Origin of the sequence: Bacillus sp. ES1-5 (assembly GCF_022487605.1) — a bacterium.
Lineage (GTDB): Bacteria > Bacillota > Bacilli > Bacillales > Bacillaceae_G > Bacillus_A > Bacillus_A wiedmannii.
In genome coordinates this window covers 924,389-938,523 of sequence record NZ_JAKVPU010000001.1, presented here as the reverse complement: position 1 = coordinate 938,523, position 14,135 = coordinate 924,389, and the positions used below count along the sequence as shown (strand labels likewise).

Annotated in this window: 10 protein-coding genes and 2 pseudogenes; 9 read left to right on the top strand and 3 right to left on the bottom strand. The window is 34.9% G+C overall.

Annotated elements, in window-relative coordinates:
• Window positions 1–15: 15 nt before the first annotated feature.
• The 3 genes from lacD (at window position 16) to galT (ending at window position 7,741) form a co-directional block, all read left to right on the top strand.
• Complete coding sequence (gene lacD / locus MKO96_RS04840; RefSeq protein WP_240586847.1) at window positions 16–1,023, top strand: tagatose-bisphosphate aldolase; 1,008 nt, start codon at window positions 16–18, stop codon at window positions 1,021–1,023.
• 452 nt (window positions 1,024–1,475) lie between these two features.
• Window positions 1,476–5,828 (top strand): endo-alpha-N-acetylgalactosaminidase family protein, encoded by a 4,353-nt coding sequence (locus MKO96_RS04835; RefSeq protein ID WP_240586846.1) that lies wholly within the window; start codon window positions 1,476–1,478, stop codon window positions 5,826–5,828.
• Window positions 5,829–6,256: 428 nt separating this feature from the next.
• Window positions 6,257–7,741 carry a UDP-glucose--hexose-1-phosphate uridylyltransferase gene (galT, locus tag MKO96_RS04830; RefSeq protein WP_240586845.1) on the top strand — a complete coding sequence of 495 codons (1,485 nt, stop codon included), beginning with the start codon at window positions 6,257–6,259 and terminating at the stop codon, window positions 7,739–7,741.
• A 279-nt stretch (window positions 7,742–8,020) separates the two neighbouring features.
• On the opposite strand, the gene MKO96_RS04825 is transcribed toward galT, so the two are convergent.
• A complete protein-coding gene (locus MKO96_RS04825) occupies window positions 8,021–8,329 on the bottom strand; it encodes an ArsR/SmtB family transcription factor (RefSeq protein WP_240586844.1) in 309 nt (102 codons plus the stop codon).
• A gap of 109 nt (window positions 8,330–8,438) precedes the next feature.
• Here MKO96_RS04825 and MKO96_RS04820 point away from each other — a divergent pair, with 109 nt between their 5' ends.
• The 4 genes and pseudogenes from MKO96_RS04820 (at window position 8,439) to MKO96_RS04810 (ending at window position 11,347) form a co-directional block, all read left to right on the top strand.
• The gene (locus MKO96_RS04820) at window positions 8,439–9,374 is read left to right on the top strand and encodes an aldo/keto reductase (protein WP_240586843.1); all 936 of its coding nucleotides are present in this window, start codon (window positions 8,439–8,441) and stop codon (window positions 9,372–9,374) included.
• Window positions 9,375–9,423: 49 nt separating this feature from the next.
• The gene (locus MKO96_RS04815) at window positions 9,424–10,599 is read left to right on the top strand and encodes an MFS transporter (protein WP_240586842.1); all 1,176 of its coding nucleotides are present in this window, start codon (window positions 9,424–9,426) and stop codon (window positions 10,597–10,599) included.
• Window positions 10,600–10,647: 48 nt separating this feature from the next.
• Window positions 10,648–10,855 (top strand): annotated as a pseudogene (locus tag MKO96_RS29465) (hypothetical protein).
• A gap of 143 nt (window positions 10,856–10,998) precedes the next feature.
• Window positions 10,999–11,347: pseudogene (locus tag MKO96_RS04810) on the top strand (DUF805 domain-containing protein).
• A 174-nt stretch (window positions 11,348–11,521) separates the two neighbouring features.
• Here the strand turns inward: MKO96_RS04810 and MKO96_RS04805 are convergent.
• Both MKO96_RS04805 and MKO96_RS04800 read right to left on the bottom strand, forming a co-directional pair.
• Window positions 11,522–11,746 carry a hypothetical protein gene (locus tag MKO96_RS04805; RefSeq protein WP_000162604.1) on the bottom strand — a complete coding sequence of 75 codons (225 nt, stop codon included), beginning with the start codon at window positions 11,744–11,746 and terminating at the stop codon, window positions 11,522–11,524.
• A gap of 84 nt (window positions 11,747–11,830) precedes the next feature.
• A complete protein-coding gene (locus MKO96_RS04800; protein ID WP_000426320.1) occupies window positions 11,831–12,178 on the bottom strand; it encodes a DUF4257 domain-containing protein in 348 nt (115 codons plus the stop codon).
• Between the two features lie 196 nt (window positions 12,179–12,374).
• Between MKO96_RS04800 and MKO96_RS04795 the strand changes: the two genes are divergently transcribed.
• Both MKO96_RS04795 and rsgA read left to right on the top strand, forming a co-directional pair.
• Complete coding sequence (locus tag MKO96_RS04795) at window positions 12,375–12,902, top strand: DinB family protein (RefSeq protein ID WP_048559666.1); 528 nt, start codon at window positions 12,375–12,377, stop codon at window positions 12,900–12,902.
• Between the two features lie 182 nt (window positions 12,903–13,084).
• Window positions 13,085–14,134, top strand: a complete 1,050-nt coding sequence (rsgA, locus tag MKO96_RS04790; protein ID WP_240586841.1) for a ribosome small subunit-dependent GTPase A — start codon at window positions 13,085–13,087, stop codon at window positions 14,132–14,134.
• The last annotated feature ends 1 nt before the right edge of the window (window position 14,135 follow it).

Genomic DNA, 14,135 nt, shown 5'->3' with positions numbered 1-14,135 from the left:
TAGAGGAGAATGTTGATGCTAGAACTAACCAAAAATAAATTGGAAGCTCTAAAACGGTTATCTGCTGAAAATGGCATAATTGGGGCATTGGCTATTGATCAACGCGGTTCATTGAAAAAAATGATTGCGTCTGGCGGTGCAAGTCATGTTGGAGATGAAGGGATTATCCGTTTCAAAGAATTAGTTTCTGAGGAATTAACACCATTTGCAACAGCGATTCTTTTGGACCCGGAATACGGTCTGCCAGCGGCTAAGGTCCGTAATAAAGAATCGGGCTTAATCGTAGCGTATGAAAAAACTGGATACGATGCGTCAGAAGCAGGACGGTTGCCGGATTTATTACCGGAATGGTCAGTGAAACGATTAAGAGAAGCAGGTGCCGACGCTATTAAATTCTTACTCTACTATGATGTCAATGAAGATGAAAGAATTAATAACTATAAACATGTCTATATGGAACGTATCGGATCTGAGTGTGCAGCTGAAGACATACCATTTTTCTTAGAGATTGTTACTTATGATGCTGAAAGTGATAATGTGAAAAATAAAGCATACGCAAAAATAAAGCCGTATAAAGTGATTGAGGCCATGAAGGAGTTCTCGAAACCACAATATAAAGTAGATGTATTAAAAGTAGAAGTTCCAGTAGATATGAACTATGTGGAAGGATATACAGAAGATGAATTTGTTTACAGTAAAGAAAAAGCAGCTTCCTATTTCAAAGAACAAAGTGAAGCAACTAAGCTACCATTTATTTTCCTTAGTGCAGGAGTAAGCACAAAATTATTTCAAGAAACATTAAAATTTGCTAAAGACTCCGGTTCTACCTTTAACGGAGTGTTATGTGGTCGGGCAACTTGGAAAGACGGTGTTATACCGTTTGCTATAGGCGGTGAACAAGCAGGTCGTGATTGGTTAAAAGATATTGGTAAAAGGAATACTGAAGAACTGAATCTCGTATTGAAAGAGACAGCTAATTCATGGTTTGCTAAAGTAAAAGTAACAGCTGAGCTTCAAAGTTAGTACAATATCTTTTTTTCCATTTTTAAATGGAATGAAGAAAAATGAGTAGACATTCGTCTGCTCATTTTTTATTTACGTCCAGTTTGGTCACAAATTTTAGGGTGAAAGCTCAGAACAGTTAAGGGAGAAGTCATCATGACTAAGGGGAGGGGAACAACCTTTACATATAAATAAACCGAAGAATATTAATTATCGTATAATATCCAATCGATTGAATGTAGTAAAATTCAATAAAAAACATACTTAAAAAGGTAACAATACCCTTATTTTGTAAGCGTTTTAAAAAGACAATATAACTAAAAAAAGAAACAATATCTTTATTGAGTCCGCACTTGAAAAAAACTATTCTAAACATAGGTGAAAGCGGTACCTTTCAGGTTTTGGTATATTTTAAAAATGAATGTGCAGGTATTGTTTTTAACTAAAACTTAAATTTCAAAGGGGGAGAAGAATTGGAGAGTAAGCATTTCAAGAGAGCTTTTAATACCCTTCTTGCACTTGTGCTAATTGTGCCGACATTTTTAGTTAGCATGATGGTGCCATTACATGTAGGAGCAAATGTGTCTAATCCATGGGTTACAATTTCATCTGGAGGAAACGAAATCAATGCAATAATAGAACAAAATGGGAAGTCCTATGTAAGGCTTGGAGCAGGTGCCGGAAATGATAATGGGGCTAAAGCTGCAATTTTTCAAGAACAAAATAAAATCGCTAAAGAATCGGGAACGATGGCGTATACCTTTACTCCAGAAACCAGTGGAGAAGATACTAGATTTGGTTTCTATCCTCACTATATTGACAATAATAACTTCGTTTTTGTAGGCTACGACTCACTTGGATGGTTCTATGAATACAAATATCAAGGAAAAGGTGATTGGATAAAAACGAGACCGAATGTTTCACTTCCAGAGGCTGGGATCTCACATTCCATAAAAATTGATTATAACGCAACCACTTTGAATATTACATTAGATGGAAAAGATTTATTTGGACCGGTTACTTTACCTAATGATGTAAATAACCTCCTTACAGGTAAGGAAGCAGTTAAACTTGGTGCTTTTGGAGATAAAAAAAGTCAAGTTCTCATTGAATTAGGAGCTGCACCTGGAGATGGAGGCACGGATCCAGGAGATGAAAAACTTGTCGACATTACGGATAATAAACTAGAAGAAGGCGACTTTAAAATTATCTCAGGCGATGGAAAAGTTACTTATAATGAAGATGGTTCAGCAACTTTCGGTGTTACATCTACCCAAAAGAATCGAATTGTCTATAACCAAATGAAAGCGATTAAAAATGGTGTTTTTGAAGCGGATGTTACTACTAATACTGATAAGATGAATCGCTTTGGATTAATCTATCGTGTTCAAAATGCATCTACATACACTTATGTGGGAACAGGGGATACGAACGACCAGTATTTTGGTGAAACATTTGGGCGTATAAACAATTGGACGTCGATGACTTCAAATGTACCGTTAAAAGCAAAACAAACATACCATTTACGTTTAGTATTCATGGACGATGTTGCAACGTTATACATTGATGGTAAAAAGGTAGATTCTTGGACTTTAACAGGTGGTGTAGATCAAGCGGGGGGACTTGGGTTTGAAAAAAGCCGAGGAGCTGCCGATATTACGATTTCTAATGTCAAAATCAAGGAATATAGTGCGCCAAAACCTCCAGATACCACGCCAGTAGAAGATACATTAAAGTCAAAGTATATGGATGTCACTATTGACCAAGTATTCCCGCGGGTTGTGAAATACAAAGTTGGCGATAAAATAATGAATGGACAAGAATCGCCTGTTTACGGATTGAAAGTAAATGGTGCACTATACTATCCTAAAGTAAGCTTTGAAAAGTTAAGCGATAGTGAAGTGCTATATACATTAAAAGTTGTAGATGAAATTAAAAATCTTGATGCTGTATTTAAAGTATCTTTGAAAGTAAATGATAATAAAGTTATTTATAGTTTCGATGAAATTAAAAATGATGGTAGTGCAAAAATTGAAACAGTTGAGTTTGCTGATATGAACGTTATCTCAGTAAATTCGGAGCAAAAAAGTGCAAAAGCTAAATTAACGAATATTAGTACTGACGTTAGGAAATCAGGAGATGTGGATGTAAGCGTAGATTCTTCCATGGGAGAAATAGGTACATCTACTAAAAATTATACTGCATTTTTGTCAACTGACGAATTGAGTGCGGGTGTATGGTCCAGTTCAGAAGTGGATGGCTATAAAAACTTAGTTGCAAATCGATATGTAAATAAAAATGGTTCTAAGGCAATGGGGATAGGTTCTAGTGCACTCTATTACCAAAGAGATTTTATGTCAGAACCACAAAAAAATAAACCAACTATTAAAATAGCTATCGCTAAAGATTTAAATACTGATAATAAGACAGATTGGCAAGATGCGGCGATTGCATACCGTGATATTATGCAAGACATTAAAGGATATCAAGATGTAAACAATAATGTTGGAATGCGTATTGCAATGAATTTCGGATCACAAGCACAACAACCATTCTTAAAAACAGCAGATAATATTAAAAAGGTTGCTCTTGCTACTGATGAATTGGGGCAGGCTGTTTTATTAAAAGGATATGCAAACGAAGGACATGACAGTGGTCATCCGGATTACGGTAATGTAGGTGAGCGTATGGGTGGCGTGAAAGATTTGGATACGCTTATTAAAGAGGGGCATAAGTATAATACCCAATTTGGTGTCCATATCAATGCGCAGGAAGTTTATCCTGAAGCGAAAGCTTTCAACAATGATTTTATTGATCGTCCAAATTCTTTAGGATGGGGCTGGCTAGATCAATCTTATACAATTAATAAATTAAAAGATTTGTATACTGGAGCGCGTGCGAAAAGACTAGATGAATTGAAAGCTGCTGTTTCAGATCTTGACTTTATTTATTTAGATGTATGGTATCAAAATCAATGGGAATCAAATAGAATAGCCGATCAATTTAAAGATAGGGGCTGGAGACTAACAACGGAATTTGGTGGTTCTATGGCCAATTATTCAACGTGGCAACACTGGGCTACCGATAAAAACTACGGTGGACCGGAAAGCAAAGGTATCAACTCAGAAGTACTACGCTTTATTAGCAATCACCAAAGAGATTCTTGGGTGTTGAATTGGCCTGAAGTAGGAGGAACTGCTGATCATCCATTGCTTGGTGGATTTGAATTAGCTGGTTTCGAAGGGTGGCAATCTGATAAGAATTTTGATAATTTTATTCGTATGACATTTGATACAAATCTACCTACTAAATTCTTACAAAAATATTATGTAACGAATTGGACAGCTGTAGAAGGGGATAAAAGCAAGACAAACTTAGAAAAGGAAATAAAATTGAAAGACCCAAGTAATGGGGATGTTGTCGATGTAACTAGAAAAGACAATTCTAGGGAACGTGTTATTACACTGAATGGAAACGTTGTACTTGATGGACACACTTATTTAATTCCTTGGGTGAAACAAGATTTTAAAAATCCAACTTCTAATTCTGAAAAACTATATCATTGGAATTTGGAAGGTGGTACAACTACTTGGACACTTCCAGATGAATATAAAGATGCATCTAGTGTATATATATACAAACTGACAGATCGTGGTAGAGCAGATGTGAAAGAAGTCAAGGTCGTAAATAATAAGGTAACTTTGACAGCTAGTGCGGCAACTCCTTATGTTGTTGTACCAAAAAGAGATAAAGGTTTGGAAATTCTTGATTATGATTGGAGCAAGGGTGCTCATATATATGACGCGGGATTCAATACAGGAAAAGTAAGTGCATATACAACTATTGAGGGGGATAACAAAGCTGTAAGTGCCGTCAGAACAAATCAAACTGGAAGCAACCGTAATGTAAGTAGTGGAGATTACTACTTGAATATTGATAGTCCGTCAAAAGATACAACTGTTTCCCGTGTTCTTACTGGTTTAGAACCAGGTAAAGAATATGTAGCAGAGGTATATGTTGAAAACAATAGTGATGTAAAGGCCGGAATTACAGTAACAGGTGGGAAAGAAGACGTTAACAATTACACACTTCGAAGCCTGCAAAAGAACTATATTAAGGCAGATTCACATGCCTCAAATGATGGATACAATAGCAAAATGCAAATCATGCAAGTAAGCTTTACAGCTGTAACTAATAAAGCTAAATTAACTCTCAGCCGTGATTCTGGAAAAGGAAACACAAAATTTGATGATATTCGGATCGTTCAAAAGTCCTTAAAAAATCATGTCTCACCGACGGAATTTAAACAAGATTTTGAAACGGTGGTACAGGGAATTTACCCATTCGTTATTGGTAACACAGAAGGGGTAGAAGACAACAGAATTCATTTGTCTGAATTGCATGCTCCATATACGCAAAAAGGATGGGCAGGCAAAAAATTAGTCGATGATGTATTAGGTGGGAATTGGTCCGTTAAAGTGAACACTGGAAACAAAGGTTTGCTGTACCGTACTATTCCTCAAAATTATCGTTTCGAACCAGGCGTAACTTATAAAGTATCATTTGACTACCAAACAACAGCAAATGCATATCGCTTTATTTCAGGGGATCAAGAAATTGATGTTCGAGACATTGCGAATGCAAAGGGATTGAGTGTGAATAACACTCTTACTGCATCTACTGACACAAAAACAGCAGAGTTTACTGTGACAGGTTCTGAGAACGGTCAAACTTATGTTGGAATTTTCAGTGATGGAACGAATTTAAACGGGGATACCGGAGCAGGTACGTTTATTTTAGATAATTTACGTATTGAAAAAAGGTGACTACAGGGGAGAGACACAGAGGTGAAAATCTTGAATTAAGATAAAGATAGTTTTATAGTTCGTGTAATATCAGAAATTAGAGGCCTATCTCAGAGGAGATAGGCCTCATTGTGTTCATTGAATCATGGGAAACTGATTTTTAAAAAATGTTCCTTTGTATGTTTTTAGTGAATTGTTAAAAGTGAAAAGCAAGATGTCTAAAAAATACGACAAGATGTTGATTGTAGAAGTGTTTTTACGTACGTATAATGTAACAAAATAGCTTACTAAACGGGCGATTCAAGTATGCTAATAGCTTCTTTGGAGACAGCAAAACGTATATTAGAATGGTGGTTATCCCATACGTCTGTTCATAAAATTATAAAAGGTACATAGAACTAGCATCGTAACAACATAAACCGCTAAAAGGTTAGAGGAGGTATATACTGATGATATATCAAGCTATCCAGCAGTTAATTGATCGGGCTATTGAAGTTCAATTGATTGAACAAGAAGATGAAATATATACAAGGAATAAAATTCTTTCTTTACTTCGTTTAGATGACTTTGTAGTGGAAGCGTCAGCACCCGCAAAGAAAGCAATTTCGGAGTTATTGGAAGAGTTAATTGAATATGCTTGTATGCATAAAGTCATTGAGGCAGTAATGGACGAGAAGGAGATTTTAGCAAGTGCAATTATGGATGTTTTTATGTCCAAACCGTCCATTATCAATTCTCTATTTTATGAAAAATACGAACAAAATCCGAAGGCTGCAACAAATTACTTCTATGAATTAAGTAAAAACAGCAACTATATCCAAATGAAGCAAATTGCCAAAAATATAAATTATAAAGTACATACGGAATATGGCCCCATTGATATTACAATTAATTTATCAAAACCGGAAAAAGACCCGAAACAAATTGCTAGAGAGAGAGTATTGGAAAGTACAAATTATCCAAAATGTTTACTCTGTATTGAGAATGAAGGATATAGAGGCAGAATTGGACATCCAGCACGCTCGAATCATCGTATGATTCGTATGAATCTTACAGATGAAAGCTGGTTTCTACAGTATTCTCCGTATATTTACTTCAATGAACACTGCATTGTATTGTCTTCAGAACACCGTGATATGAAAATTGACCGTCAAACATTTTTACGTTTGTTAAAATTTGTAGAAAAATTCCCGCATTATTTCCTTGGTTCGAATGCAGATTTGCCAATTGTAGGAGGATCTATTTTAACACATGACCATTATCAAGGTGGAAATTATGAATTTGCTATGGCAAATGCATCAAATGACTTTATTTTTGAACTCACTAACTTTCCAGAAATGCAATGTTCTATTATTAAATGGCCTATGTCAGTTATTCGCTTAAGAAGTAACGACATAGAACAAATAGTAAATGCAGGTGAGTACATATTAGAGAGGTGGAAGGGATATAGTGATCCATCCGTTAATATATTTGCATTTACGAATGATGTTCCACATCATACGATTACGCCGATTGCCCGCTACCGGAATAATATGTACGAATTGGATCTTGTTTTGCGAAACAATCGTACAAGTGAAGAACATCCGCTAGGTATTTTTCACCCTCATGCGGAAATACAACATATTAAAAAAGAAAATATCGGTCTAATTGAAGTAATGGGGTTAGCTGTACTACCTGCGCGTTTAAAAACAGAACTTCAGGAAGTGGAAAAATTCTTACTTAACATTCCAAGTGATATTTCAACGCCTCATATACGATGGGCAGAAAAATTAAAAATCAAATATGACAATCGGATACATGAACAAAATATACAGGAGATTATAAGAGAAGAAGTGGGAAGGAAATTTATACAGGCGCTTGAAGATGCTGGTGTTTTTAAGCGAGATGAAGAAGGGATATCGGCGTTTAAACGTTTTATTCAGACCTTAAATTAGGAATGGACTTAGTAGTTATAGTGATTACAGAATGACCTAATTATATGAGGGAGGTAATAATATGGGGAAGTGCGAGCATAAGCAACTACAGGAATTGAAACAGGTAGGTGGTCCAATATTAATGATGTGTATAAAATGTAATCAAATTATTGTAGTAAAAAAGAATTAAGCGCATGTATTTCTAGTGTGTGATGAACAAAGTTCCTTCTGATTAAAGTTGCATTTTATTAAAAGAATAGAAAAAACTAAAAAACATCTCATATGAATATGAGATGTTTTTTAGTATGGTTCTGTCGCATGTAATACGACGTCTAATAAACCGGGGAATCTAGCATGTAAGTCATCTTCACGAATTGAAATGAAACGCTGTGTTCCTTCAAGGCGTGTATACATAACACCGGATTCACGTAAAACTTTGAAATGGTGAGATAAAGTTGATTTCGCAATTGGAATGTTTAACGCACCACAAGATTGTTCATTTTTCACTAATAGCATCGTTACAATTTGTAAACGAATTTGATCGCTAAGTGCGTATAAAACAGAAGAGAATTGAATTTCTTCTCGATTTGGATGATAGAGAGTACGCATTTTTTCACCTGCTTGTATAAGTTAATATAGTTTGCACTATAACATATAAAGTGGTATATTTCTATTGTTCGAATATAATCGAACAATAGAAATATAGGGGGGAGAAAAAATGAAATATACCAAATTGCAAAAGGCAGGACTACATATTTCGAAGTTGGGGTTAGGAACAAACGCTGTAGGGGGACATAATTTATATGCTGATGTGAATGAGGAGGAGGGAAAACGAGTAATAGAAGAAGCTATCCAGCAAGGGATTACATTTTTTGATACAGCAGATTCATACGGTTTCGGTAGATCAGAGGAATTAGTAGGAGAAGTATTAAAAGAAAAACGCCACGAAGTTGTACTTGCTACAAAAGGTGGAATACAGCCGTTATTAAATGGAGAGGTTTATATTAATAATGAGCCAAGCTATTTAAGAAATGCTGTGGAAAATAGCTTAAGAAGACTACAAACTGATTATATTGATTTATATTATTTACATTTTACAAATCCAGAAACAAGTTACATAGATTCAATTGGTGAGCTTAATCGCCTAAAAGAAGAAGGTAAAATTCGTGCAATTGGAATATCTAACGTAAACGTAGAGCAATTACAAGAAGCGAATCAGCACGGACAAATAGATGTTGTACAATCACCGTATAATATGTTAGATCGTGCTGCTGGGGAAGAACTTTTGCCGTATTGTATAGAATCAGGTATTTCATTTATTCCGTACGGACCTCTTGCCTTTGGGATACTAGGTGGGAAATATACAGAAGATTTTAAATTGAACGAAGGCGATTGGCGTCAAAGTGTAAATCTATTTGAAGAAAATACATATAAGAGTAACTTTAAAAAAGTTGAGAAGTTAAAAGGTTTAGCTAAAGAAATGAATCTTGAAGTATCACATTTAGCTTTAGCATGGCTATTAAATAAAAAAGGAATTGATACTGTTATTCCTGGTGGGAAACGAGCGGAGCAAATAAGAGAAAGTGTAAGAGCGGTGGAAGTTTCATTGAATCAGAAGGTGATGAAAGAGATTGAATCTATTTTAGAAGATTAGTTGAGAAGAGGGGTACTTCCCTCTTTTTATATAAAAGGAGAAGGTTTAAATGAAAAGAGTACTAGCTGTATTCTTTACGATAATGTTTATGATAGGTACAGACACTTTCTTAATTTCACCACTTTTACCGACATTACAAAAGGTGTATCATGTTTCAACTGAGCTGTCAGGGTGGATGGTGAGTTCATATGCTTTAGGGTACGCTGGATTTGCGCTTATTGCTGGTCCTATATCAGATGGCTTAAACAGAAAAAAAGTGATGGTAATAGGAATGAGTTTTTTTGCGTTAAGTACGTTTTTATGTGGAATGGCACCGAGTTTTCTATGGATGCTAGCATTTAGATTTTTAGCAGGTGTAAGTGCAGCCTTTGTATCTCCACAAGTGTGGGCATCTATTCCGCTCCTTATAGAGAAGAAGCAAATTGTAAAGGCAATTGGAATTGCAACAGCAGGGTTAGCAATCTCTCAAATTTTAGGGTTGCCAGTTGGATCGTATTTGGCAATGATACACTATACAACACCATTTTTCGTCATTGGTATATTATCAACACTACTTGTAATTCTTATCTATGTAGTATTACCAGAAATACAACCGGTTCATATAGGTGGAAGTAAAACAAACATCTTAAAGCGCTATAAACAATTACTTACAGATTCAAAGGTTTCAATTTCTTATTTTGCATATTTTGTTTTTCAAACTGGTAATTTTGCTGCATTTTCATTTTTTGGTGTATGGCTTTCCATTCAATTTGGCTTACAAGTTCATGAAGTAGGTACAGCCATGCTTATATTAGGATTAGGGAATTTAACTGGTAATATTTTTGGCCCTAGAATCGTAAATAAAATTGGTTATAAACTTTCTTTCTATGGTGGAATTATATTTACAGCAGTGCTATATGTATTACTTCCTCATGTAAAGAACATTATATTGGTGGAGTTATTGTTCTTTGTTTTGTTTTTTGTGACAGGAATTTTGTTTGTATTAATGATGGGGCACTTACAAAACATGTCTAGTGTAGCAAGAGGAACAGGAGCCGCGCTTGCTAATGCTTCTATGTATATTGGTCAAATGATTGGAGCGGCAATAGCAGGACTGCTATTTGCAGCATCTCACAATTTTATACTTATAGGTAGTTTTACTGCGTTACTATATATAGGAGCTTTATTTTTGTTTAGAAAAAGTGAAAAGCTTAATGAAGATAGTGAAACAGGAATTGCATCATAAAGCCTGTATAAATATTTCGCAAATCAGAATTAATAAGAGTATGAATACATGAATGCGCTATTAATTACAGTGGTTACTAAAAGTATAGAAATAGTAGAAGAAATGTATTGTAACAAAGTTATGAGGACTTCAAAAATAAAAAATCCCTACAAAGATAGGGATTTATATATCGGCATATAGTTCCTTGGAAAAGGATATATGTAGTTTACCATATAGGACTACTTATATTTGTGAAATAGATGTGAAAGTAATGTGAAAAATGTTGAAAGAGAAAACTATTTAAATAGAGGATAATTTAGATTAGGATATGGATTTCACATAAATGCTGTGTTATATTTCTACTTATCTGTTAATAATTACATGTTTTAATTTTATTGGGGATAAAAGGGAGAGATTTAAATGCAATGGTATTTGAAAGCTCTAAAGAATTATGGGAATTTTAGTGGTAGAGCTACGTGAAAAGAGTACTGGACTTTTAGTTTATCGAATATCGTAATTTTTTGGTTACTGTTATTTTTATCATCATTTTCAGAGGTGTTAGTTGCTATTTATGTTAGTAATGATTATACCAAGTTTTTCGGTTGGTGCACGACGATTGCATGATATTGGGAAAACAGGATGGTGGCAACTATTAAATTTTGTACCGTTTGGTAGCGTTGTTTTACTTGTATTTTTTATCATTGAAAGTGAAGAAAATGACAATCAATACGGACCAAATCCGCATTCAGATTTAAAAGAAGCGATTTAATAAACTTATTTAGATTATTGCATTACAAGTTCAATTATTTTACCTATTATTAGGTGGATTTCTAGGCCTATATGACTTTTGAAACTGTGAAAATGGGAAGAATAAAGACAGAGAGAATATAGCATGGCAAGAAGAAAAAATTCTAAATGAAAAGCACTGTTTTAGCTAATGTAACTAAAACAGTGCTTTTCTCTTTGATTGAACTGTTGCTGCATTTTCATCATGTATGCCTGCATCTTTAATAATTCGTTGTTTTGCTTTATTTAATAGATGGTCTACTGCTTCACCAAAATAATTAGCTTCGCTTTTTGTGCGGGCTTCTCGTAAACATTTATAGTTTTCTAGCAGTTCCTCTTTTTCAGTGTTTGTTAAGAAATCTTCTATTTTCTTTTTTGTCATACGAAACACCCTTTCTTCTGACAAACGACGCAATAGAAAATATTTATTGTTTATTATAGCAATAATTTTTAAAGAAAGTATAGACTAACGTCGTAATAATTTGTCAATTTCTTGAATCTTCTCATCAGCTTTCCCAATTTGTGTATTTTTAGCCTGCTCACCACCAAGCGCTTGGTGCAGTAAGAAAGTCTGACCGGAAATAGCTGTCACAATGGATACTTTTATAATTTCTTTTATTAAGGTGACATCGAATAGAACGAGTCCAAGAAGTGCAGCTAAGCTACCAGTGAAAATATCAGTCAAAAACCCAAAGTGAAAAAAAGTTTTCAAACGGCGTGGAAGCAATAACTTGCCTTGGTTATTGATAAGATGGGAAACGAAACCAGTAATGCCACCAACGAGAACAGCAGTTAGCCATTGATACATTTCCATCGAATCCACTCCTTTTAGTGAATAAGATTCGATTCTTTTATATTGATTCCTTTTAATATTTCATAGAAGCATATTGAGAAAGTTTGTTTAGGTTTATTACGTATTCAATATAATTATAACAGAAAAATCTGATATCTTTTAGTCTATTATATGAAGCGGTTAGTCCTTAATATGAATGTAGAAAGGGGTGCGTGATATGAATATAGATTATCGAATAAGAAGTGTAGATGGTTATACAAAAAATATAGGGGAATTAGTAAGCATGCTGGAGCATACGAGGGCTGTAACATTACAGGAAATAAACGATCTATCTGTTGAGCAATTAGATTTCATTATGACGAGTGGGGGGAATTCCATCGGAGCGTTACTAAAGCATATAGCAGCTATAGAAAAAGCCCATCAACTTATTTCATTTCAAGAGCGCGACTTTACAAAAGAAGAATTAGAAATATGGGAAGACGCACTGTATTTAGGGAAAGCGGGGAGAACAATTCGTGGTCATGAAATACAGTATTATGTACAACTTCTACAAAGTGTTCGAGAAGAATCTCTGAAGTATTTGAATGAACAAGATGATGAATGGCTTATGTCAGAAAGAAAGTGGCCTAACGGTGTAGCGTATAACCAGCACTATCTGTGGTTTCATGTGCTAGAAGATGAGGTTAGTCACCGTGGACAAATTAGAATGATGAAAAATAAAATATTTGAAAATTGCGTTAAATAAGGTAGCTTTTTAAATAAATATTCCATATAATGAGAGTAATTAAAATGAGAACGGAGTGATGTATTATGGCGAAAATAACGTATATGAATAATAAACCAAATACAAAGGTGGATGGAAAGGGCGAGACTTTATAAGTGAGCGCACGATCCTTCCGCTTAGCTTAAACTAGGGAGGATATCAATTTGAATCAAAATATTTTAAAATCATTCGGCTGGGATTCTTTTTTTGAAGAACAAGCTGTAGAGAACTTTGAAGTAGGGCGTATTTTACTTGAGCATAAACATATATATCGAATTATTTGTAATGATGGTGAATATATGGCAGAGCTGTCTGGAAAGTTTCGGCATGAAGCAGTAACGAAGGGAGATTATCCAGCGGTTGGTGATTGGGTGTATATAAAGAAAATAGAGAATGAAAAGAAAGCAATTATTCATCGTATTTTTCAAAGAAGAAGCTCTTTTTCTAGACAAGAGGCTGGTAATCGAACGGAAGAACAAGTAATAGCAGCAAATGTAGATTATCTATTTTTAGTAAATGCACTTAACCATGATTTTAACGTAAGAAGAATAGAACGTTATTTACTATTAGCGTATGAAAGCGGTGCAATGCCAGTTATTGTTTTAACAAAGAGTAGCTTATGTGAAGACGTGGAACAGAAAATTGTAGAAACGGAAGCTGTGGCAATTGGTGTTCCGATCTTCGTCGTTGATAGTTTAGAGCATACTGGTGTTGAATCTTTGCAGCAATTTGTTTCTTCAGGAAAAACAATCGCTTTAGTCGGGTCATCGGGGGTTGGAAAATCAACTTTGTTAAATGCACTCATAGGACTTGAAGTAGCAAAAACGGGAGATATTCGTGAGGAAGATAGTAAAGGAAGGCATACGACAACTCATCGTGAATTGTTCCGATTACCGAGTGGTGGTTTAGTTATTGATACTCCGGGTATGAGGGAGCTGCAGCTTTGGGAAGGAAGCGATGCAATTCAAACAACATTTTCAGATGTTGAAGAATTAGCAAAAACGTGCCGTTTTAGGGATTGTAAACATGAAAATGAGCCAGGGTGCGCAGTGCATAATGCAATTGATAACGGAATTATTACGATAAATCGTTTGCAAAGCTATAAAAAATTACAAAGAGAACTGGCGTATTTTATGAGAAAACAAGATGCTATTCTTGCGAGAGCAGAGCGTGATAAGTGGAAAAAGATTTCTAAACAGCATAAAAAAATATGAA